General features: G+C 64.4%; 19 protein-coding genes and 1 riboswitch. Of the genes, 10 read left to right on the top strand and 9 right to left on the bottom strand.

Annotation, left to right across the window (positions count from 1 at the left end; all coding sequences use genetic code 11):
- Positions 1-96: 96 nt before the first annotated feature.
- Positions 97-199: riboswitch (glycine riboswitch) on the bottom strand.
- Between the two features lie 245 nt (positions 200-444).
- From IWX75_RS01000 to IWX75_RS00990, 3 genes are read left to right on the top strand one after another with little or no spacing between them, the layout of a single operon-like run.
- Complete coding sequence (locus tag IWX75_RS01000) at positions 445-1476, top strand: LLM class flavin-dependent oxidoreductase (protein WP_196820393.1); 1032 nt, start codon at positions 445-447, stop codon at positions 1474-1476.
- 17 nt (positions 1477-1493) lie between these two features.
- Entirely contained in the window at positions 1494-2282 is a 789-nt protein-coding gene (locus tag IWX75_RS00995; RefSeq protein WP_196820392.1) for a class I SAM-dependent methyltransferase, read from the top strand.
- Positions 2283-2290: 8 nt separating this feature from the next.
- Complete coding sequence (locus tag IWX75_RS00990; RefSeq protein WP_196820391.1) at positions 2291-2674, top strand: DUF7793 family protein; 384 nt, start codon at positions 2291-2293, stop codon at positions 2672-2674.
- 5 nt (positions 2675-2679) lie between these two features.
- On the opposite strand, the gene IWX75_RS00985 is transcribed toward IWX75_RS00990, so the two are convergent.
- The 3 genes from IWX75_RS00985 to IWX75_RS00975 are packed head-to-tail and all read right to left on the bottom strand — an operon-like array spanning position 2680 to position 6651.
- Entirely contained in the window at positions 2680-4122 is a 1443-nt protein-coding gene (locus IWX75_RS00985) for a phytoene desaturase family protein (protein WP_196820390.1), read from the bottom strand.
- Positions 4115-5140 carry a lipid II:glycine glycyltransferase FemX gene (locus tag IWX75_RS00980; RefSeq protein ID WP_196820389.1) on the bottom strand — a complete coding sequence of 342 codons (1026 nt, stop codon included), beginning with the start codon at positions 5138-5140 and terminating at the stop codon, positions 4115-4117. Before IWX75_RS00980 ends, IWX75_RS00985 begins: the two co-directional genes overlap by 8 nt.
- Before the next feature lie 59 nt (positions 5141-5199).
- Positions 5200-6651 carry a glycosyltransferase family 87 protein gene (locus IWX75_RS00975; protein ID WP_196820388.1) on the bottom strand — a complete coding sequence of 484 codons (1452 nt, stop codon included), beginning with the start codon at positions 6649-6651 and terminating at the stop codon, positions 5200-5202.
- A 134-nt stretch (positions 6652-6785) separates the two neighbouring features.
- Here IWX75_RS00975 and IWX75_RS00970 point away from each other — a divergent pair, with 134 nt between their 5' ends.
- Positions 6786-7862, top strand: a complete 1077-nt coding sequence (locus tag IWX75_RS00970; RefSeq protein ID WP_196820387.1) for an inositol-3-phosphate synthase — start codon at positions 6786-6788, stop codon at positions 7860-7862.
- Between the two features lie 103 nt (positions 7863-7965).
- On the opposite strand, the gene IWX75_RS00965 is transcribed toward IWX75_RS00970, so the two are convergent.
- The 4 genes from IWX75_RS00965 to IWX75_RS17540 all read right to left on the bottom strand — a co-directional run bounded on the left by IWX75_RS00965 (position 7966) and on the right by IWX75_RS17540 (position 11972).
- On the bottom strand, positions 7966-9636 hold the full coding sequence (locus tag IWX75_RS00965; RefSeq protein WP_196820386.1) for a formate--tetrahydrofolate ligase: 1671 nt from the start codon (positions 9634-9636) through the stop codon (positions 7966-7968).
- A complete protein-coding gene (locus tag IWX75_RS00960) occupies positions 9633-10439 on the bottom strand; it encodes a phosphatase (protein WP_196820385.1) in 807 nt (268 codons plus the stop codon). The genes IWX75_RS00965 and IWX75_RS00960 overlap by 4 nt, the downstream gene beginning before the upstream one ends.
- 44 nt (positions 10440-10483) lie before the next feature.
- Entirely contained in the window at positions 10484-11731 is a 1248-nt protein-coding gene (mshA, locus tag IWX75_RS00955; protein WP_196820384.1) for a D-inositol-3-phosphate glycosyltransferase, read from the bottom strand.
- Positions 11732-11849: 118 nt separating this feature from the next.
- Complete coding sequence (locus IWX75_RS17540; protein ID WP_334684014.1) at positions 11850-11972, bottom strand: hypothetical protein; 123 nt, start codon at positions 11970-11972, stop codon at positions 11850-11852.
- 563 nt (positions 11973-12535) lie between these two features.
- Here IWX75_RS17540 and IWX75_RS00950 point away from each other — a divergent pair.
- Positions 12536-13732 carry a DUF418 domain-containing protein gene (locus tag IWX75_RS00950; protein WP_196820383.1) on the top strand — a complete coding sequence of 399 codons (1197 nt, stop codon included), beginning with the start codon at positions 12536-12538 and terminating at the stop codon, positions 13730-13732.
- 1 nt (position 13733) lies between these two features.
- Here the strand turns inward: IWX75_RS00950 and IWX75_RS00945 are convergent, their stop codons facing one another.
- Together IWX75_RS00945 and IWX75_RS00940 are read right to left on the bottom strand one after the other, a co-directional pair.
- A complete protein-coding gene (locus IWX75_RS00945) occupies positions 13734-14384 on the bottom strand; it encodes a histidine phosphatase family protein (RefSeq protein WP_196820382.1) in 651 nt (216 codons plus the stop codon).
- On the bottom strand, positions 14381-15853 hold the full coding sequence (locus tag IWX75_RS00940) for a CCA tRNA nucleotidyltransferase (protein WP_196820381.1): 1473 nt from the start codon (positions 15851-15853) through the stop codon (positions 14381-14383). The genes IWX75_RS00945 and IWX75_RS00940 overlap by 4 nt, the downstream gene beginning before the upstream one ends.
- 146 nt (positions 15854-15999) lie before the next feature.
- On the opposite strand from IWX75_RS00940, the gene IWX75_RS00935 reads away from it, so the two are divergent.
- The 5 genes from IWX75_RS00935 (at position 16000) to trxA (ending at position 21646) form a co-directional block, all read left to right on the top strand.
- Positions 16000-16530: an NUDIX hydrolase gene (locus IWX75_RS00935; protein WP_196820380.1), complete on the top strand. Its 531-nt coding sequence runs from the start codon at positions 16000-16002 to the stop codon at positions 16528-16530.
- An 88-nt stretch (positions 16531-16618) separates the two neighbouring features.
- Entirely contained in the window at positions 16619-18448 is a 1830-nt protein-coding gene (gene murJ, locus IWX75_RS00930) for a murein biosynthesis integral membrane protein MurJ (protein ID WP_196820379.1), read from the top strand.
- A 73-nt stretch (positions 18449-18521) separates the two neighbouring features.
- On the top strand, positions 18522-20087 hold the full coding sequence (locus IWX75_RS00925; RefSeq protein WP_196820378.1) for an ABC transporter substrate-binding protein: 1566 nt from the start codon (positions 18522-18524) through the stop codon (positions 20085-20087).
- Positions 20088-20315: 228 nt separating this feature from the next.
- The gene (gene trxB, locus IWX75_RS00920) at positions 20316-21308 is read left to right on the top strand and encodes a thioredoxin-disulfide reductase (RefSeq protein ID WP_334684078.1); all 993 of its coding nucleotides are present in this window, start codon (positions 20316-20318) and stop codon (positions 21306-21308) included.
- A 14-nt stretch (positions 21309-21322) separates the two neighbouring features.
- Positions 21323-21646, top strand: coding sequence for a thioredoxin (gene trxA / locus IWX75_RS00915; protein WP_196820376.1), 324 nt, complete (start codon positions 21323-21325; stop codon positions 21644-21646).
- The last annotated feature ends 1350 nt before the right edge of the window (positions 21647-22996 follow it).

Here is a 22996-nt window from a genome sequence, read left to right as displayed (position 1 = left end):
TTTCCGCAAGGCATGAACGCCTGCTTGCACCGTCGGTGAGCGCCGCAGGTTCCGCGAGAAAACGCGGGAGGATGCAGTGCTGCTTTCCAGAGTTGCCTAACCGCAGCGGTACTGGGCCTGAGAGATTCCTGGGGAGGATTTGCTCCTACGGCGCCTACCGGAGTCGACTTTCGCGGTAGAACTCTCCCGCTGCAGGTCAATGGCGTATTCAATTGTGTGTGGTCCTTCTCACAAGCTTACCGCGTGGTGGTGGGTCGGGCAAAAGCCGGCCGAACTCTCGCGGTATCGAGGAATGCGCACCGCAGGAAGGGAGACCTGGACGAGCCGAAGGCCCCGACACGAACCATGCATCTGCATGCGGATCGGGAATGAGGCCCGGAACGGCCGCGTTGTAGCTCCCAGGATCCAGAGTGGGTCGACTACAAGGACACGGGAGCGTCAACCATGGCACGGCACCTCGAACTGGGACTGGATACCTTCGGCGACGTCACGAGGGGAAGTGACGGCACACTGGTTCCCTACCCGCAGGTGATCCGTAACGTGATCGAGGAAGCCGTGCTGGCCGACCAGGTGGGAATCGACTTCTTCGGTGTCGGCGAACACCATCGGGACGATTTTGCGGTCTCGGCGCCCGAGACGGTCCTTGCCGCCATCGCCGGCAGGACCACGCGGATCCGACTGGGCTCGGCCGTCACGGTCCTGAGCTCCGATGACCCCGTCCGGGTGTACCAGCGGTTCGCAACTCTCGATGCGGCGTCCAACGGGCGCGCCGAAGTGATCCTCGGCCGCGGGTCCTTCACCGAGTCCTTCCCGCTCTTCGGTTTCGAGCTCTCGCAGTACGAGGAGCTCTTCGAGGAAAAGCTGAGCCTCTTCGCCGAACTCATCAAGGAAGAGCCGGTGAACTGGAGCGGCCGCACCCGCCCGGGCCTGACCGACCATCGCGTCTATCCGCCCACGGAATCCGGGCGCCTGAAGACGTGGATCGGCGTCGGCGGCAGCCCCGAATCCGTGGTGCGCGCCGCACGCTACGGAATGCCCCTCATGCTGGCCATCATCGGGGGCGATCCATCCCGCTTCGCACCCTATGTTGATCTGTACCACCGCGCCCTCGCCCAACTGGGTCGGCCGACGCTCCCCATCGGCGTGCATTCGCCCGGCTACATCGCCGACTCCGACGAGCAGGCCCGCGAGGAGCTCTGGCCCGACAACCGGATCCTGCGCGACCGCATCGGCGCCGAGCGCGGCTGGGGCCCTACCACAAGGGCGGAGTTCGACGCCGAGGCCGACGGCGGCTCCCTCTATGTGGGCTCGCCGGAGACCGTCGCGAGGAAGATCGCCGCCACTGCGACCACCCTCGGAATCGACCGCTTCGACATGAAGTACAGCGCCGGGCCGCTGCCGCACGAAAAACTGATGCACAGCGTAGAGCTGTACGGAACGAAAGTGATACCGATGGTGCGCGAGTTGCTGGCGTGACGTCCTAAGGTGGCCTCATGCCGAATTTCATCGACCAGGCCCGCATGGTGCCGCGGGTTGCCCTCCTCTCCACGCGGGCGCCCCGGGATCCGACCAAGGCCTGGGAGGGATACTGGAGCCGCGTGCGGCAGACCGGAGCCGGCGGAGAGGTGTTGTGGGACTCCGCTTCGGACGCTGAGTGGAACCAGTACGAAGGTCTTATCCAGAAGTGGATGGACCTCACCCTCCCCGTTGTCGACGTCGGATGCGGCAATGGGACGTTCACACGGCGGCTGGCCCGCGTTTTCCCGCTCGCCCTCGGCGTCGATGTCGCCCGAAGTGCGGTCGACCGGGCTGAACTGGAGTCAGCCGATCTTTCGCGAACCGACTACCGCGCTGCAGATTTCACGACGGCGGGCACCGGGGCGGCGATCCGCGCGGAGTACGGACTGGTGAACGTCTTCGTCCGTGGCGTGCTTCACGTCCTCCGGAAGGACCAGCAGCGAGCGCTCGCACGGAACCTCGCTGATCTCGTTGTGGGCAATCCGGGAAAAGTGCTGCTGACCGAGACGAACTTCCGGGGCAATCCGCTTGCCTACCTGCAGAGCCTCGGTGCAACTCCGGGCGATATTCCCGAGCAGCTCGAGCGTGCTATTTCCAGCATTCCCGTGCCCGGCCGTTTCGGTGCCGGGGAGCGGGCTGCAACCTTTCCGGCAGAGGATTGGCACGTGGACTCAGAAGGCCCGGTCACCATCGAAGCGGTCACCATGACGGCGGGTGGACCGACCGCCATCCCCGGCTATTACGCGATGCTCAGCCGCCCGTGACGGGGGGAATGCCGCGGGGAACGATCGACGGCGGAAAGGCTACCCTCGAACTCCGGGCGGACGGCATCGTGCACCTGGCCTGGATCCGCGGCGTCCGCATCGAGGAGCAGGACGCCAGTGCCGCGATGAAAGCTGTCGACGCGCTGTGCCAGGACGATTCGCATCCCATGCTCGTGGATATGGAGACCACCGAAGCCGTGAGCCGGAGCGCACGAAGCGTCTTTTCCATTCCGTGTGCGGCGTCCCGCATCGCCCTGCTGGGGAAGTCCCCCGTGGACCGTCTGCTCGCCAACTTCTTCCTCGGGGTGCACACACCGCCGTGCCCCACGCGTTTCTTCACATCGCGGGCCGATGCAACCGTGTGGCTGCTGAACCCTGCAGCCACGGGCTGACCCGGCTAGTCCACCCCGAGAGCTGGTACCTGCATCCCGAACTCCCGCTGCAGGGCGAGCTTCGCGGCATGGAACCCGGCCATGCCGTGGACCCCTGGACCCGGAGGGGTGGACTGGGAGCAGAGGTAGACGCCTTTGAGCGGCGTTGCCCACGGTTGCACTGACGGAACCGGCCGCGCCAGCATCTGGCGCAGGGTAACGGCACCGCTGCCAAAATCGCCGCCCACATAATTGGCGTTATAGGCCTCCAGTTCGGCCGCCGTCGTCGAATGAGTGGCGACGACGACGTCACGGAAGCCCGGCGCGAAGCGCTCGATCTGCCGGGTGATCGCTTCGGTCATATCCCTTCTCGAACCGCTGGGGACATGGCAATAGGTCCAGAGCGTGTGGCGCCCCCCGGGAGCGCGCATGGGATCGAACGTCGAGGGCTGGGACACCAGCACGTAGGGACTGTCGGGGTGCCTGCCCGCCGCGACGGCGGCCTCCCCCGCGGCGATTTCGGCCCTCGTGCCCCCCAGGTGCGCCGTTCCTGCCCGGGCCGCTTCGGCATTGGCCCACGGCACAGGTCCGGAGAGGATGTAGTCGACCTTGCACGCGGCATTACCGTACCTGAAACCGCGAAGGGCGCGTTCGTAGGTGGCCGGGAGCCGGCCCCGCGCAAGGCGGGCCAGTGACTTCGGTGCGACGTCGAGGAGAACCACTTTCGCCGCGCCGAGCTCAGCCAGGGAATCGATGCGGCTTCCCACCACCACCTCGCCGCCGTGCGCCCGGATGTCTGCAGCCATCGCGTCCACGATGACCTGGGAACCGCCCACCGGGATCGGCCAGCCGACCGTATGGGCGAGGAGGCCGAGGGCGAGCCCGGCGCCTGCCGCGGTCAGCGATGGAAGCGGCCCCACGGGATGCGCCATGACGCCCGTGAGCAGTGCGCGTGCCTCGTCGGTGCGGAACCGCCGGTTCCAGAGGGGGGATCCCTGGTCCAGTACCGCGAGCCCGAAACGAAGCGCCGCTTCGGGCTTTTTCGGCATGCGGAGGAAGGAGTTCAGGGCGAAGCCGAGGATCCCCTCCTCACGCTCCGTCAGAGGTTCCATCAGCCGGCGGTACGCGTCACCGTCTACCCCCAGTCCCTCGACCGTGCGGTCAAGGCTGCGGTAGGCGACCCCGGCTCGACCGGAATCGAGCGGATGCGCGAAGGAGACCTCCGGCACCGCGAAACCGATACGCTCGCTGATCCCGAACGCCCGGAAGAAGGGCGATGCCAGTGCCATGGGATGGACGGCGGAGCAGAAGTCGTGGAAGTGCCCGTCCTCCATCAGTTCGAGCGTGCGTGATCCTCCACCGATGGTCGGCGACGCCTCATGGACGCGGACCGTGAGGCCCGCACGGGCCAGGACGACGCCGGCTGCCAGCCCGTTCGGTCCGGATCCAACGATCTCGACGTCAGCCATGGGAGGAGCGCTTGCGCCGCACATCGAGCACTGCAGCCAACGCGCGGTAGCGGAGGGGATGCAGCGGGATGTCATAGGTGGTGGGAATGGTGACCACGTTCTTCGAGAAGTTGCGCTTGAAGGTGGTGACGTTGATGAGCTGCGGATAGTTTTCGCTCACGATGCCCGTGAGCCCGCAACTGGTGGCTCCGGCTGCCTTCAGCGCCCGGAATGCTTCCCAGAGGAGCAGATAGGGAGCGAAGGTGCGGCGCGCGTCCAGAGTGCTGCCCGCGAAGTAGTACACGGCATGGCCCCGGTACTGGGTGGTGATCAGCCAACTGGTGGCCTTGCCCTCGGAGTAGGCGACCAGCAGTCCGGCATAGCCGGCGAGTTGCGTCAGGAACGTTTCGTAATAGGAGGAATCGAAGCTTTGGAACGCATCCCGTTCGGCGGTTTCCTGCAGGATCGGAAAGAGTTCGGTGCGGAAAACCGCGGTCCATTCCCCCTGCGGGATGTTTCGGATCTCCACCCCTTCCTTCCGGGCACGGCGGATGCTGTTCCTCGCATTGGGGCGGAAGCCGGCCAGCAGGGCCTCTTCCTCGGGCCGCAGGTCGACGACGATCTCCCGCTCATACCACCCGTGCTCCAGCGGACCAGTGGCAGGCGGTTGCAGCGTTGCGACCTGCATGCGCACGTAGAGGGGCGAGGCGTCGTCGTCGGCCCGGAACTGCTGGCGGAGGGTGTGCATCAGTACGCGCTCGGCCGCCGGCGTCCTTTCGCTGAACCACACCGGTCCGTTGACCACCACCAGCGACTCCCGGAACCGGCGCTGGATGCGAAGGAAGCTCGCAGTGGCGACGAGCGTGCCGTTCGAGTCGCGGTAGGCCCAGGTCCCGAAGGGCTGTCTCCCCAGCGCGGCCTCGAAACGGGCCCATGCCGGCGTCTGTTCAAGTGGGATTCGGGTCTCGGGACGGGTGTCCGCGATGGCATCGAACTCGGCTTCTTCCAGCTTGTCGTAACGGAACAGCGTTGCACTCACGTCGATTCTTTCGCTGGGGAACCTGGCGACCCCAAGCCTACCCGAGCCCCCTTGGCCCATCAGCTGGTTGACGGGACGCCGACCGGGCGCCTGAAGAGGACGAAGCGATCGGACGCCTTGTCGAAGGGGCCCCCGCCGGGGTCGTCGATTCCTGCCCGGCGGACCGGATCCGAAATCGGGTCCAGCACCTCGAGCACCACTCTCAGCAGGATGTACGCAGTGAGGAGGATATGCCCCGCCACTGCAAGGGCGTAGTAGAGGAGGTCGATGTTGGTGTAGATGGACCCTCCGCTCGTCGTGAAGGCGAGATACATCCAGACCGCCCACCAGTGCATCACCTCCGCCAGCTGCCAGGCGGCAAAGGTCCTCCACCGGGGATGGGCAAGGGCAACGAGCGGCACGAGCCAAAGGGCATACTGCGGCGAGTACACCTTGTTGAGGAGGATGAATGAGCCCACGATGAGCAGGGCGAGCTGCACGAGCCGGGGCCGCCTGGGTGCAGCCAGGGCAAGGACGGCGATGCCGACGCACGCGAGAAGAAACAGGACCGCGCCGGCGGCGTTGATGAGGTCCGGGGAGAGGGGCGTAAAGCCGAGGCGCTCAGCGAAAGTGTTATAGAGATACCAGACGGAGGAGAACCCGGGCTCCCGTTCACTGCTGAATCGAAGGAAGTAGGCCCACGCTGAATAGTCCCGCAGCAGGAAGGGAAGATTCACCGCGAGCCAGGTCGCCCCAAGCGCACCGCCGGTGACGATCGCCGCCCTCCATCGTCCGGATCGAAGCGCCAGAAGAATGATCGCTCCGAGGATCAGCACGGGGTACAGCTTGACCGCGGTGCCCAACCCGAGGAGGATGCCCGCGGCAACCGGTCGGTTGCGCGCGAAGGCCAGCATGCCGAGGGTCGCGAAGAGAACCGCCCACAGATCCCAGTTGATGGTGCCCGAGACGATGATGACGGGAGCCACGGCCACCATCGCGGCATCCCATGGTCGTCGGTTGGCCAGCCGCATCGTCGCGAGGACCGTCAGGATCCACACTCCGGATATCAGTACGGCGTTGAGGTCGAAATACTGGAGAGTCCTGGCTCCGCTGTCGAGGCCAGTTCCATCGCCCGGGGCGACGAGGAGGGCCGTCAGCCCGGCAAGAAGTCCCAAAAGCACGGGGTACTCGAAAGGCGCGTCCAGGGTGACGAAGGGAAAGTTTCCCGCGCTGAGGCTCCTGCTCTGGAACAGTTCGGGCCAATCGGAGTAGCACGCCCTGTAGAACTGTTCGGGCGTGGTCCAGCCGCCGGTCCTGCAGGGAGTCTTCACCGCGACGGCGGCAATGGCGGCCGTCGTCGTGAGGAAGATGAGCACGCGCTGGATGGTGAAGAAGCCGGGCGCTACGAGACCGGGCGCGCTGTGCCGGCCCATCGGGCCGCCGAGAACTTCCGTCAGCCGGGACAGTAGCGGATCGACACGCGATGGCACGCTGATCCGGCGGGGCGCCCGCCGGCCGGTCTTCGACGTCATGGTCCGAGCCTATCGTTCGTGGCCGGTAACATCCGCCCCACCGGTTTACGGCGCCGACCCACGTAGACTGGATGTTCCACCCCGCCCCGAGGGCGACCCAAGGTGGATCAATTTCTGGGCTTTAGAGGAGAACTGTGGGAAACAACCCCATCCGGGTAGCAATCATCGGAGTCGGCAACTGTGCGGCGTCGCTCGTCCAGGGCGTGCACTACTACCGGGACGCTGATCCTTCGGGGACGGTTCCCGGCCTGATGCATGTCCAGTTCGGCAAATACCACGTGAGCGACGTCGAGTTCGTGGCGGCGTTCGACGTCGACGGCAAGAAGGTGGGCCACGATCTCGCCGAAGCGATCGGCGCGAGTGAGAACAACACCATCAAGATCGCCGATGTCCCTCCTACCGGTGTCATCGTTCAGCGCGGCCACACCCTTGACGGCCTCGGGAAGTACTACCGCGAGACCATCGTCGAATCCGATGAGGAACCCGTGGACATCGTCGGACAGCTGAAGGCCACCCGGGCCGATGTCCTGGTCTGCTACCTGCCGGTCGGCTCGGAACACGCTGCCAAGTACTACGCCCAGTGCGCCATTGACGCGGGTGTGGCCTTCGTCAACGCACTTCCCGTCTTCATTGCCGGTACCAAGGAGTGGGCGGACAAATTCACCGAAGCCGGCGTGCCGATCATCGGTGACGATATCAAGAGCCAGATCGGCGCAACGATCACGCACCGCGTCATGGCGAAGCTCTTCGAGGACCGCGGGGTCACGCTCGACCGGACCTACCAGCTGAATGTCGGCGGCAACATGGATTTCAAGAACATGCTGGAGCGCGACCGCCTCGAGTCGAAGAAGATATCGAAGACGCAGGCCGTCACCTCCAACGTGAAAGCCGAACTGCACGCGAACGACGTGCACATCGGCCCGTCCGACTACGTCGCCTGGCTCGATGACCGCAAGTGGGCCTTCGTGCGCCTCGAGGGACGTAACTTCGGAGACGCCCCCGTGTCGCTGGAGTACAAGCTCGAGGTCTGGGATTCCCCCAACTCCGCCGGTGTGATCATCGACGCCATCCGGGCCGCCAAGATCGCGCTGGACCGCGGGATTGGTGGCCCGATCCTCTCAGCGTCGAGCTACTTCATGAAGTCGCCACCCCAGCAGTTCGCCGACGACATCGCCCACGAAAAGGTCGAGGCCTTCATCCGCGGCGAATAAGCCGCAGTCCTGATCCGGCCGCACGGTGGGTGGAAATGTGGACAACCTGTTGATAAGCACTGCATACGGGGCGCTCTCCTGTGGATAAGCGCCCCGTTGAAGGCTAGAACAGGCCGACAGTACTGCCGTCGGCGTCGACGTCCATCCTCAAGGCGGCCGGTTCCTTCGGTAGCCCCGGCATGGTCATCACGGCGCCGGTCAGGGCCACGATGAAACCTGCCCCGGATTTCGGAATGAGGTCCCGGATGGAGAGGGTGAAGCCCCTGGGGGCGCCGAGGAGCGAGGGATCGTCGGAAAAGGAGTACTGGGTCTTCGCCATGCAGACCGGCAGGTGCCCCCAGCCGTTCGCCTCCAGTTCGTCGAGGCGCCTGCGGGCCTGTGGTGACAGCTCGACGCCGTCCGCTCCGTAGATCTCCTCGGCAATCACCCGGATCTTTTCCTCCACGGGCAGCTCGAGCGGGTACAGATGCCTGAACTCGACCGGCCGCTGCAGCGCCTTGAGCACGGCGGCCGCGAGATCGTCTCCGCCGGGGCCGCCTCCTCCCTCGCCCCACACGTCGGCAACCGCGGCCTCGATCCCCTCGCCGGCACACCAGCGCAGCACCCAGTCCAGCTCCTCCTGCGTGTCGGTGGTGAAGCGGTTGATCGCCACGACCGGCTCGATGCCGAACTTCTCCACATTCCGGACGTGCCGCAGCAGGTTCGCCGTGCCGTCCTGCAGCGCCTCCGTATTGGGCGTTGCAAGGTCGCTCTTCGCGACTCCGCCGTGCATCTTGAGTGCGCGGATTGTTGCAACGACGACGACGGCGTCCGGCGCCACGTCCGCGGACCGCGCCTTGATGTCCATGAATTTCTCGGCTCCGAGATCCGCACCGAATCCTGCTTCCGTCACGACGATGTCGGCCAGCTGTCGGGCGGTCCTTGTGGCGATGACCGAGTTGCAGCCGTGCGCGATATTCGCGAAGGGACCACCGTGGATGAGTGCCGGCGTTCCCGCGATGGTCTGGACAAGGTTCGGCTTGATGGCGTCCTTGAGCAGCAGCGTCAGCGCTCCCTCGACCCCGAGCTGCCCGACGGTGACCGGCCGGCGGTCATACGTGTAGCCGATGGTCATCCTTCCCAGCCGCTCCCGGAGGTCCGGCAGGTCTCTGGCGAGGCAGAAGACGGCCATGACTTCGGACGCGACGGTGATGTCGAATCCGTCCTGGCGCGGTGTCCCATGGGCAGGGCCGCCCAGTCCGATCACCACTTCCCGAAGGGCCCGGTCATTCATGTCCAGCACACGCTTGAACGTGATTCTCCGGGGATCGATCCCCAGTGCGTTGCCCTGATGGATGTGGTTGTCCACCAGGGCCATCAGGGCGTTGTTCGCCGAGGTGATGGCATGGAAGTCTCCGGTGAAGTGGAGATTGATGTCGTCCATGGGCAGCACCTGCGAATAGCCTCCGCCCGTTGCGCCACCCTTCATGCCGAGCACCGGCCCCAGGGACGGTTCCCGTAGGGCAATCATGACGCGCCGCCCGGCCCTGGCAAGCGAATCAGCGAGGCCGACGGTGCAGGTCGACTTGCCCTCGCCGGCCGGAGTGGGACTCATCGCCGTGACAAGCACGACGCGGCCGGGCTCCTTCGCCCCTGGCTGTCGCAGCCCTGCTGGATCTATCTTGGCCTTGTACCGTCCGTACAGTTCGATTGCCTCCCGAGGGATACCCGCAGCATCGGCAATGTCCTCGATGGGGCGGATGAGAGCGGCTCGGGCAATCTTTAGGTCATTCACGAAGCCAACCTACCAGCGGGTTGCGCCGAATCAGCCTGAAATTGTCCAAGCCCTGCTCCGCGGAGCACGTATTCTATCAGTGGTATATAAAGGCTAGGGCATACATTGTCGTCCAGCGGCACCGCTACCTCCAGATGGCCTTCGGCCTCGGAGACGAACAACCCGGGATCGTTGCAGTCGGCAAATCCAAGAGCGGGAATGGAATTTGCCGCGTATCCCGCCCAGCCATGGTCGGCCACCACCAGATCGGGTGCCGGAAGGCCGCGATCCCTGAGAAGCTCGAGGCTGAGCATCATGGGCTCGGGGGAATGGGTGTGCATCAGATTTCCGTGCTGATGCCACATCAGCACTCCGAAGAGCTGCCGGATGTCACCCTGGCGGAAACGCTTCCCCTCGGGGACCTCCACCACCTCCGCGCCGGCCTGCCGGGCCGCCTCGGCGAGGGCCGCGTGCACCGGCAACAGCCCGGCCGGATGGCCGGTTGCGAAAAGGATCCGCTGGCGGGCGCGGACTGCCGCCCCGAAACGTTCGGCGAACCGATCCAGGGCGGCAACGCACTTGAAGGAGTCGATGCTGTCCTGACCCGACTCGAGGAAGCGGTCGGCACTGATACCGACACGCTCGCACATCAGATCGAACACGTCGTCGTACGTCCACTCCCTGGTGGTGCGCACCCCGAACTCGAGGTTCTCATCCCCGTCGAGGAACAGCCGGATGTGGCGCAGGTTGTCCTGCCGGGGCGTGGCGACGTTTCCGGTGATGAGGACGGAGTCGAGGTACCGGGCTAGCTCAGTAGGATTCACCCTTCAATCCTAGGCCGGGCCGACGGGGCCGAAGCCTGGCGGGATCAGATTGCTGCCGCCGGTTCGAACCGCTCGACGGCAGTGCGGTAGCTCTGCGCTGTCAGGAGGGCCGTCCGCTGCCAGCCGAAGGCCAGCGCATGGGTAGCCGCGCCGCGACCGAGGCTCTCCCTCAGTTCGCGGTTGTCATAGAGCCTCTCGAGTGCTGCCGCCCATCCCCCGGGCAGGTGCCCGTCGACGAGCAACCCGGTCCGACCATCGCTGATCGCCTGCGGGAGCCCGCCGACATTCGCGGCGAGCACAGGCGTCCCACACGCCTGGGCTTCAAGTGCCACGAGTCCGAATGACTCGCTGTAGGACGGCATCACCACCACGTCTGCCGCACGGAACCAGTGCGCCAGCTGCACTGCCTGGACCGGCGGGTAGAGCCGCACTGTCTCGTGGAGCCCGGCGTCGTCGATCATCGGCTGGAGCTTCAGGGATTCGGAACCGCTGCCCGAGCCGAGGATGCTTGCCGTCAGGGGAATGTCCGGCCGGCGTGCCTTCAGCTCACGGACCGCCGCCACCAGCACCTGGGGACCCTTCAGCTTCTGGATGCGGCCGGCAAAAACAACATGGAACACCTCGGGTGGGAACTCGAGACGGGAGCGCGACCGCTCACGGCCCATGGAATTGAAGGTGGAAAGGTCGACGCCCGGCGCAACGACATCCACGCGCTCCCGTGCGGCCCCGTAGAGCGAGGTGAGCTCCGACGCCTCGGTGCTGGTGTTGGCGATGATCCGTGCCGCTTCCCGTGCGAGCGCCTGTTCGCCGACGATGCGGTCGGACGGCTCCGGCGAGACGAGATTCTTCATCCGTAGATTCTTGACCTTCGCCATGGTGTGCATCGAATGCACCAGCGGGATGTTGAGGCTGCGGCTCACTTTCAGCCCCACGGTCCCCGACACCCAGTAGTGGGAGTGAAGAACGTCGTAGTGCCCCTCGGCCAACAAATCCGTTACTTCGGAGATGGCATCGGCGAAGGTGTCCGACAGCTCCGGCAATGCTTCCTTCGGCAGCTTTCCGCTCGGCCCGGCGACGAGGTGGTGCACCACGACGCCGTCGCCGAGTTCCTCACGCTTGGACCGGCCGTCGCCAGTTTCGCGTGTGAAAATTTCCACCTCGATGCCGAGCCTGGCCAGTTCAAGCGCGACGGACCGGACGTAGACATTCATTCCCCCCGCGTCTCCCGCTCCGGGCTGCTCAAGTGGAGAGGTGTGAAGCGACAGCATAGCCACGCGTTTGACGGGGGGCACACCTCCTCCTCTCCGGAACTCGTGCTCGTGCGATAGGGGATACGGCTCCGACTTTATAACGCGACGGCACCGCACCACATTCCGGAGCAGCAGGGGCCGTGTGGCCTTCGGCGCCCGCCTACTTGATGTACATGCTGTGCTGCGGCAGGACGAAGCGCTGGGCGCCGTCCCAGGCGCTGTCAACCCGCTGGATCCGGATCCGTTCCCACCGGGGCAGGCTGTTCCTGAGCTTCCTGATCATGAGCCGCACCTCCTTTCGATGGTGGAATCCGGGCATCGGGGCATTTTCCTCGGATTCGGGTGATACCGGCGAAGTCAGGGCAGGTGTCAGGGAACCCGCCATCAAGAACTCACTTTGTTGTGGGATGTCCTGCTGTAATTGGGCAGAGGAAAGCTGGGAATCGGGCATCATTGTCTTTCGAAAAGGAAGTGGCAAGAAAAGAAACTGGAAAAGTGCGATCAGTTTCGAAAATGGAACGGCGACAGGAGGAGGGCCGAAGCCCTGGATGGCGTGCCGTAACGAGCCGGCGGAACGCCGGCGGTGTGCTAGCTGGGCCGGATGACGAAGGCAGGTTCGGTGCCGAGGGTCACGATGCCGCTCGCTGTTGTATTCACAATTCCTACCTCCTGTTCCTGTAGTGCGCCGCTAGCTGAAGTGCCGTGCATCCCACGATCCGGAGATCCTTCGGTTGGGAATGCCCAATGGCATGTAGTAAAGCTACCGTAGAGGAGAAGCGTTAGTACAGTGCTTTCCGGAAAATAATGGGATTTTTTCTGACGAGCGAATTCGGAGGCGGATCAATCATGGGTTCCCTGCGGGTACGCGAATTGGATGCCCTACGGTCTTTTGCGCTGTTGGGAATCCTGATGGTCAATGTCTGGTATTTCGCCGACCCCTGGACACTCTCCGGCTCGCCTGATCCAACGAGTTCCGGACAGGACACCTTCGTGCGCTTCCTGGTCACCGCGCTGTTCGAGGCCAAGTTCTACCTGCTGTTCTCGTTCCTTTTCGGCTACAGCTTCGTTCTGCAGTGGGCCTCAGCCCTTGACGCTTCCGCTCCGGTGGTTTCCCGGACGCTGCGGAGACTGGGTTTCCTCGCGGTTCTGGGGATCCTGCACGGGATCCTGCTGTTCTACGGCGACATCCTGCTGACCTATGCCCTGCTCGGCTGCATCCTGCTCGCCACCAGGGCTGCCGGGCCGCGGGCAGCCCTAGGCGCCGGCGTCGTCCTCACTGCGGCCTTCGCGATGCTTCTGCTACTGGCAGCCCTGCTGATGATCCTTGCCGCCGTTCTCGAGCCGATTCCGCCGGGGGTCTCAGAGATCCCGGGAACCGGAGCTCCAGTAGCGACGTCGCCGGGAGCGGCGCTCGGTGAGAATGCCGCTACCTACCTGCGAATTCTCCCGTCCGTGGTGTTCTTCCAGGGACCATTGGCTTTGGCAGCGCTGTATGCCGGGGTGGCGGCAGGAAAAGCACGCCTCATCGAAAGACACATTCCCGGCCGGATCCTCCGGAGAACCATTCTCGTCAGCCTGCCCCTGGGCCTTGCGGCGGCCACGGTGCAGGCGTACCTCGCCCATTACCGCGGCGGGGACATCTCGACCACGCTGGCCACCGCCATCTCCGTCGCCACCTCGCCACTGCTCACCGTCAGCTATGCCGCAGCGCTGCTCCTGGCCTTTCGGACACGGTGGGGCGGCAGCCTCCTGCGGGTCCTTGAACCCACAGGAAGGATGGCCCTCAGCAACTATCTGCTGCAGTCGGCCGTTCTGGCGCTGGTCTTCACGGGTTACGGGTTGCAGCTGACCGATCAGCTACCTCCGCTTCTGGTGGTGTTCGTCGTCGTCGGAGTCTTCTCGGTCCAACTGGCGCTCAGCAAGTGGTGGCTCGCACACTTCGCGCAAGGCCCGGTGGAGTGGGCGCTGCGCCGGGTGACCTATTGGGAGCGACCATCTCGGATTCGAGACACCGAAATCCGAGATGGGCATTCCCCGGAGTGACCTACAGGTTCCAGTGGACGATCGCCGGAGTCTGCTTGTCCCAGCCCAGTGCGCAGACTGCGGCGGTCCCGAGCACGAAGCGCCGTCCCTCGACGGCATCGAAGGCAAGCCAGCGCGCTGCAACGATCCGCAGAAAGTGTCCGTGCGCCACAAGGAGCGCGTTCTGCACCGGCTGCGCCTGCGGATCGCGGTCGGCAGGCGTGCCGCAGCCCGCCTGCACCAGGGAGATAACGCGGTCCGCCCGTTCCGCCACTTCGCGCAGCGATTCGCCCTGCGGCGCTCCGTGCGTCCAGATCAGGTATCCAGGGTTCTGTTGTCGGATGAGGGCGCTGCTCTGCCCCTCATTGTCGCCGTAATCCCATTCGTGGGCGTAGGGAAGTACCTCGGCGTCCGGAAAGCCGGCGAGCGCCGCGGTCCGGGTGGCACGCTGCAGGGGCGAGGTGTAGACGGCGTCGAACGCCACTTCCTCGAAGTGCCGCTTTGCCTCGACAGCCTGCCGCTCGCCATTCCCGGTCAGGGGAAGATCGGTCAGGCCGGTGTACCTGCCATCGCGGGACCACTCCGTCTCACCGTGCCGCAGGAGCCACAACCGTGGCAGGGGGGTTCCGGCAGGGGTGAGGTCGGGGGTTGCAGCACCTGTCGACGGAGTCATGCTTTCCTGCTTTCGGAAGGGTGTGCCTCACGCGTTTCCTGGGATTCGGGCTGCCTACTCCACCAGGAACGCAGCCTTGCCTCAGCCATATCCCGTTCGAGGGGCCCGTGTTCCATCCGCTCCTCCATCAGGAACCGGTAGGCCCGCCCCACGACGGGGCCGGGACGGATGTGGAGGAGTTCCATGATCGCCGCACCGTCGAGGTCCGGGCGGATCGATGCCAGTTCCTCCTGCTCGGCGAGCACCGCGATCCGCGTCTCGAGGTCATCGTAGGCGAAGGCGAGCCGCTCGGCCTTGCGCTTGTTCCGAGTGGTGACATCGGAACGCGTCAACCGGTGCAGCCGCTCGAGGAGCGGGCCGGCGTCGTTCACGTACCGGCGCACCGCGGAATCCGTCCACCCCGCCTCACCGTAACCGTAGAAGCGCATGTGCAGCTCCACGAGGCGAGCTACGGCCTTGATGGTGTCGTTGTCGAACCGCAGTTCCCGCATACGTCTGGCGGTGAGTTTCGAGCCGACGGCGTCGTGGTGGCGAAAGCTCACCGCGCCGCTGGACTCGAACTTCCGAGTGGCAGGTTTGCCGATATCGTGCATCAACGCGGCGAACCGCAGGACGAAGTCGGGGGCGGGCACGGCGCCGTCGTTCTCCGTTTCCAGAGCGCATGCCTGCTCCATGACGGTGAGCGAGTGCTGGTACACGTCCTTGTGTTTATGGTGCTCGTCGATCTCGAGGCGAAGGGCCGACACTTCGGGCAGCACATGGTCGGCGAGGCCGGTCTCCACCATCACGTCGATCCCCCGGGCCGGCGCCGGCCCCAGGATCAGCTTCATCAGCTCGTCCCGCACCCGCTCCGCGGAGATTATTCCGATGCGTTCGGCCATCGAGGTCATCGCCTCGAGCACCTCGGGCGCCACGCTCACTCCGAGCTGGGACACGAACCGCGCCGCGCGCATCATCCTCAGGGGGTCATCGCTGAAGGACGACGACGGCACGCCCGGCGTGCGCAGGACCCCCGCCGAAAGATCCTTCACCCCGCCCCACGGATCGACGAGCTCAAGGGTGGGCAGCCTCAGCGCCATGGCATTGACGGTGAAATCGCGTCGAAAAAGGTCATCCTCAAGGCTCGTCCCGAAAGCGACGGCGGGATTCCGTGAACCCGGGTCGTAGGATTCGGCGCGGTAGGTGGTGATTTCCAGTTGATGGCCGTCCTTGCGCAGACCGATGGTTCCGAAAGCCCTGCCGATCTCCCAGTACGTGTCGGCCCAGCGCCGAATGACGGCAATCGTCTGGTCCGGATCAGCGTTGGTGGTGAAGTCCAGGTCCGGCGAGACCCTGCCCAGGAAGAGATCCCGCACGGGTCCGCCGACCAGGGACAGGTCGAAACCCGCGCTGTTGAAAAGTTCCCCCAGCGCCGGCACGACGGCAGGAAGCGGGGCGGTCAGGGTCGACAAATCCAACAGGTGAGCCATAGTCCTTTAAGGGTGCCAGATCGAATAGGAATTCCCACTACGCCCGCTCGGGGCGACGGAGAGGATCGCATCCGGAAGCGGTTCGGCGCCTCGCCGGGCATCCGTCGTCGTCATCACCGGCAGTTAAAGATCGTTAGAGTGGTGCCATGGACCGCCCCGTTCCAAGTGCACCGAAACGCACCCCTTTGACTGTGTCGATGGGCGCTCCGGGCATGCCTGCGGTTCATCATCAACTGCCCACCGTCGAGGAGGTCTCGGCCGGGGGGATCGTCATCGATACCGCGCGGGAAACCCTCGACGTCGCGATCATCGCGCGCCTGAACCGGGGCGGCCGACTCGAGTGGTGCCTGCCGAAGGGCCATCCCGAGAACAAGGAAAACAGCGAAGAGGCCGCGGTCCGGGAGATCGAGGAGGAAACCGGCATCCAGGGCCGCATCCTCACCGCCCTTGGAAGCATCGACTACTGGTTCACGGTCAGTGGCCACCGCGTGCATAAGACGGTCCACCATTTCCTGCTCGTGGCGACGGGCGGTTATCTCACCATTGAGAACGACCCCGATCACGAGGCCGTGGACGTAGCCTGGGTGCCGTTGAGCGAGCTCGGCCGGAGGCTGTCCTTCCCCAATGAGAGGCGCATTGCCGACCTGGCGCGGGAAGTCCTACCCGAGTATCTCTAGCCGGGCTCTGGCCGGGGCCGGGCGTGGCAGCAAGACACCGCCCCGCAGATTGCTGCAGCGCGTCGATTGAATGAGACGATGATGTGCGATGTCGGAACACAACACAGCCTCAATCCCTGTCCAGGACGCCGGCGTCGGCCGGCCGAATGCCGCCCCCCCGGGTCCGAACGCACCGCGCCAGAGCGCGCCGTCTGACGAAGCCCCGGTCCGAAGCGGGTTGGACGGCAATGAAATCGGTGAAGGCGCGCCGGATCGGAATGCGCCGGGCGCGGACACCACCGCGCGTTCGAGTGCGATCATGGCCGCCGGCACCCTTGTCTCACGATTGCTCGGCCTGGTCAGGGTTGCTCTGCTGGCCACCGCGATCGGTGCGTCAGGCCAGGTATCGGATCTTTTCACGTCGGCGAACAACCTGCCGAACTTCATCTACCTCATGGTGGCCGGCGGTGTTTTCAACGCCGTCCTGGTTCCGCAGATCATCCGGGCAAGCCGGCTGCCGGATCGCGGTGCCGACTACGTCAGCCGCCTGATGACGCTCGTCGCCGCCGTCCTGCTGGTCCTCACCATCCTGGTGACACTCGCCGCGCCCTTCATCGTGGGGCTCACCACCAGCATCACAGGCGACAGGCTCGCGCTGACCGTGACCTTCGCATACTGGTGCCTGCCGCAGATCTTCTTCTATGGCATATATGCCGTCACCGGCCAGGTACTGAATGCCAACGGCTCGTTCGGCCCGTACATGTGGGCGCCCGTGGTCAATAACGTGGTGTCCATCATCTTCCTGGTCATCTTCATCGTGTTGATGGGTGCTGAGCAGAGCGAGCAGCACACGCCGGAAACGTGGACCAGCAATCAGACGCTCCTCCTGGCCGGCGGAACCACGGTGGGCATCATCATCCAGGCCCTCGTCCTGTTCATCCCGCTGAAAAAACTGCGTCTCGGGTTGCGTCCCCGTTTCGGTCTCCGTGGAACCGGCCTGGGCCGCACGGGCAAGCTCGCGTCGGTGACCATCGTGACGATGCTCGTGGGCAACGGGCTCTACCTGGTCAACCAGAAAGTAGCGACCATCGCTTCGGAAGCCCGCGCCGGCTTCCTCGAGCAGGATCCCCCGGTGCTGATCGCGGGGCTGACCAACCTCGAGTTCGGGGCGCTCGTGTACCAGCTGCCGCACTCTGTCATAGCGCTTTCGCTTGCCACGGTGATGTTCAACCAGCTGTCGAAGGCCCACGCGGAAAACGACATCCCCGCAGTCAAGGCCACACTGTCCCACGGACTGCGCACCATCGGCGTAGCCACCGTATTCGGTGCCGCGGTGCTGCTGGCCTTCGCCGGGCCGCTCGGTGCGCTCTTCAGCGAATCGAGGGAAAGCGCCGCGATCAACGGGGTGATCATCACCATCCTTGCCCTCGGTGCCCCTTTCCTCAGCGCAAACTTCTTCCTGAACCGCGTCTTCTACGCCAACGAGGACGTCAAAACACCCCTGAAGATCCAGCTCATCCTCTCCGCCATGGGTGTGGGCTTCGCCATCATCGCCGGGTCGTTCTCACCGGACCTGATCGTGCCCGTGCTTGCGGCCGGCTATTCGCTGGGGAACGCCATCGCCGTCGTCGTCAGCCACATCTTCCTCACGCGCAAAATCGGACGTTATGGAGCTGGGCGGATCTTCGATGTCCATGTGCGCTTCATCCTCGCCGGAATCGTGTCAGCCCTCGTGGGCACCGGCGTGCTGTGGCTTTTCGGCGGCTACGAGCCGATCGGCTATGTGTGGGAATCGAAGCTGAACGCCGTCGTCGTCCTCATCCTCGGCGGCACGGCAATGGCCGGCGCCTATCTCCTGATGCTGAAGGTCCTTCGGGTCCGTGAACTCAGCGACTTCCTTGCTCCGCTGCTGGCGCGTTTTCGGCGGTCCGGGAAGTAGCCCGGGAACCGCGGATTCATCGCGCCGAACGGTAGCATGGGTAGAAATCAACGAGTTTTTGCGGGAGGAACACGTGCCACAAGCAGTAGATGTCGGGTCAGTATTAGGGGGCCGGTACAAGGTCACCGCCTACGTCCTGGCTTCTGCTGAAAAGGACCTCGTGCTTGACGGCATGGATCAGGTTCTGAACCGGCCCGTGAGTATTCTTGTTGCCTCCGCCGACAACGCGGGCAAAGTCGCGGCAAGTGCCCGGGAAGTCGCGACGGGCGAGCGGCTCGGCAGTATCCAGGTACTCGACCTGGCCATCACCGAGGGTGGCACGTATCTTGTAACCAACCGCGCTTCCGCCGCCGATCTGCTGGACCTGATCGTCCAGCAGGAGCCGCTTTACACGGAGCCTTTCTTCACCGACACCCTTGGTTCCGAAATCTTCGGCGTGACGCGTTCGACCGAGCCGGAGGACGACGACGACCACTACGAGGAGGAGCAGCCGGAGCGCCGCTCGCGCCTTGCAGGTCTTTCCAGGCGGTTCGGCAGGTCGGCAACCGCCGCGGAGGATACGGAAACCGGAGGTTCGCCCCAATCCGAACGGGCTGATGACCCATCCCCACCGGCCGGTTCGAGTCCCGCCCCGCGGGCTGTACCCGTGCCTCCGAGCGAACCGCCCCGCGAAGTCTCCACGCCAAGTACACCCGATGGCCATGGAAACAGTTCCAAAGTCACCCGGCTGACCGACGACACGCCGGACCGCGCGGACTTCCCCGCCGCCGGCGTTGCAGCGGGTGCCGTGCTTGCCGGCGGTGCGGCTGCCTCCCGTCATCCCGAACGGGCCGCATCCCACTTCCCCGCCGCTACGAACGACCAGCCACGGGACGCCGAGAACCACCCCTCCGACGACGGCGATACCTACAACGATGCGGGCTATGACGCTGATCCCGAGGACCGGGAGCAGAACGACGAATACACCGGCGACACCGGAAGCCGGAAGTTCAGCCGGATCCTGGTGGGCGCGGTGCTCACTCTCGTCCTCGTTGCCGCAGTGTTCCTCGCAGCGACCCAGCTGGGGAATTTCAGCAACGACGCCGCCGGGCCCGCCGAAACCCTCCAGGCGGAAGCCGAACCCACAGCATCGGCGGCACAACCGAGTGCGTCGGCTGAACCGGTTCCCGCGTCGGTGCCGCCGGTGGCAGTAGGAGTGACGCGGTTCGTGCCGAACAACCCCGCACTCGATGCTCCCAACGATGCGCTCCTGCCCCTGATCATCGATGGTAACGCCGCAACGTTCTGGGGCAGTTACGTGTATGCGAACGATGTGTTCGGCGGGCTCGCGCAGAGTCTCGCGCTGGTCGTCGAACTCGAGGAAGAATCGACGATCACCCAGGTCGACATCACCCAGCTCAACGGATCCGGCGGAAGTTTTTCCGTTCTCATCAATGACCAGCCGACCCTGACCGGCGCGGAGCAGATAGCCCAGGGCGGTTTCACCGCACCGACGGTGTCCCTTCCGATTCCCGCAGGAAGCGACGGACCCCCGAGCGCGCAGTATGTGATTGTCAACTTCACCCAGTTGCCTCGACTGTCCAACATCCAGGCACAGTTCCCCTGGGGCCTGAGAATTGCCGAGATCAGCGTTTCCTAGGATCGCAGAAATGGGCGCCGGGGGCCTGCCGACACTGGCGGGCATCGACAGGCGCCGCGGAATAAGCGCATGCAGGGCACCGTTGGAGTAAGTGTCCGCAGGTTCATCGCACCAACCAGCAAGCCCGCGTAGACAATGACAGGAAGGTCCACAGTAACCGTGACTACACTCCCCGACGGAAGCGTACAGACGTCCACCGAGCAGGATTCGCCGGATGCCGAGCCGAAGATCCACGATGTCGTCATCGTCGGGTCCGGACCCTCCGGCTATACGGCTGCGGTGTACGCAGCGCGAGCGAACCTCAAGCCGCTGCTCATCGCGAGTTCGGTGAAAGCCGGGGGCGAGCTGATGAACACGACCGACGTCGAGAATTACCCCGGATTCCCTGACGGGGTGATGGGGCCCGACCTCATGGAGCAGTTCGAGAAGCAAGCGACCCGGTTCGGTACGGAAATCCTCTTCGAAGATGTCGTTTCCGCCGAACTCACCGGAGACGTCAAACGATTGACGATCGCCACGGGTGAGGTGTTCCTTGCTCGTGCCGTCATCATCTCGACGGGTTCCGCCTACCGGGAGATAGGGCTCGACGACGAGAAGCGGCTTTCCGGCCATGGGGTGAGCTGGTGTGCAACCTGCGACGGGTTCTTTTTCCGGGACCAGGACATCGCGGTTGTCGGAGGAGGGGACTCCGCAATGGAGGAGGCGCTGTTCCTCACCAAATTCGCACGGTCCGTAACGGTGGTTCACCGCCGGGGGACGTTGCGTGCCTCGAAGATCATGCAGGACCGCGCCTTCGCACACGAGAAGATCACCTTCGCCTGGAACTCGGAAGTGGTGGGAATCCACGGCGAGGACAAGGTGACCGGGCTGACACTGCAGGACACCACCGATGGCTCCACCTCGAGCCTCTCCGTCACCGGTGTTTTCGTGGCGATCGGAAACGACCCCCGCGTCGACCTGGTGAAGGATCAGCTCACCCTCACCTCAGAAGGAACGATCGCGGTCCAGGGCAGGACGTCGAAAACTTCTATCGCCGGTGTGTTTGCCGCTGGAGACGTCATCGACCCGACCTACCGGCAGGCAATCACCGCCTCCGGTTCGGGATGTGTTGCAGCGATCGATGTTGAGCACTACCTCGCGGATATCGCTGATATAGCCTCGACTGCTGCAACAGTACCCACGCCTCCTGCCGAGGCCGTATCAGAACACGCAACCGTCTAATCTAAGGAGAACCAATGAGTACCGCAAGAGATGTCACCGACGCTTCTTTCGAAGCCGAAGTCCTCAGCTCAGAGAAGCCTGTAATCGTTGATTTCTGGGCCGAATGGTGCGGCCCGTGCCGTAAACTGTCGCCGATCCTCGATGAGATCGCCGCCGAACACGCGGAGAAGATCGACGTGGTCAAGGTCAATGTCGATGACAATCCGGCCATCGCCGCTAAGTACGGGATCACTTCGATCCCGGCAGTGTACGTGTTCAAGGCGGGCGAAGTAGCCGCGACGTCCATCGGCGCGAAGCCGAAGCACGTCCTCGAAGAGGAATTTGCAGCCTTCATCTGATCCGAAGTATTCGGACCAGTAGAGCCGACGGGGAAAGGCCCGGCTACCCAACGGTGGCCGGGCCTTTTCGTGGCCGGAGCGTTTGATCAAGGCAGAGTGACCGAAGTCTGCGCGGTCTGGGGTTCCGATAACGATATGTGCAGACTGCGGCAGGCCATGCAGGCAGGGGGAGGCGGCCGAGGGGTGTCAAAGTACCCGTCCCGGCCGCGAGCCTCGGATCCGCTTCGTGTTTCACGTGAAACCACTGCTTCGCAGGTTGTCAGGCGCCCGGCGGCCTGCAACACCAGGAGTGACGAGGTGATCCGTAGTCGCATGGGTCGCACCAGCCAGCTCCGGGTTGGACCCTCGCCGTGGTTCGCAGGACTGCCCCGGTTCGTCCCGGGGTGCCAACAAGTGGTTGTGTCTGTACCTCCGTCGGCCCACGATAGCCCCCAGCTATAGGATCCCTGTGAACGGGCCGCCGGCCATCCGCGCTCCCACTCCCTGTCCGTTTCACGTGAAACGTCGAGCGGAGAGGCGCTCAAGCTGACACTCGAATCAAACAGCCCACGCCCAGTAACTCTCGACGAGCCCAGTTTGCGAGCTGCTCACCGTTGCCTTCATCCCCGATGAACGTCACAACCCCTGACCAGGCTATCCGAGCCGCATTAGCTGCTCTAGCCGTTCTAAGCGTTCTAACCGTTTTAACCGTTCTAACCGTTCTAACCGTTCCAACTGCTCTAGCCGTTCTAGCCGTCCTAACGAAGGACTAAATGTCTTAGTAATAGGCCCTGGCGGGTGCGGAAAAGGGATCAGCGCCCCTTCCGGGTGAACTCCTCATCCGCCCGCACTTCAGCTCAGTCTGACTGCAGCCATTGATTGGGCAATTAACGCTTCGGACAGATAGACGTATCAACCGCGGCCGGGCCATACGGTCTCGAGCGACTAACTGAGCGCCAGATTTCTCCGACGCGCCGTTCGGTAGTCGATACTTCGGGCACGTGAAGAACTGACGGTGCTGTGCGCTGGTCGTTCCACGTGAAACATCGGCGAGCCACGCAGGCCTTAGGCCGCCACATGGGTGAACAGCTTACTTCCTGTCGATACTCACCTGCGGGACAAGGAGACCGGCCGGAATGTCCCGCGGAAAGACCGAACGCCAGTACCCGATGCCTGCAGAAGGTCGGATTTCTCCGTTCCACGTGAAACAGCGACTCCGGCCCACGCAATAAGCATGTGAACATCATCAGCTACACGTCCAACTTCTAACGGCGGCTCGATTGCATATCAGGGGTGATGCAAGTCGAACCTGGTAGTCGGAGTCCTGCACGAAGCGATGCGCAGTAGGGAACGCCGAAATAGGTTCGCACA

The sequence above is a fragment of the Arthrobacter sp. CAN_A6 genome, assembly GCF_015751715.1.
Classification (GTDB): Bacteria; Actinomycetota; Actinomycetes; order Actinomycetales; family Micrococcaceae; genus Arthrobacter_D.
The sequence above is the reverse complement of the archived record's forward strand: the minus strand, read 5'-3'. Positions and strand labels throughout refer to the sequence as shown.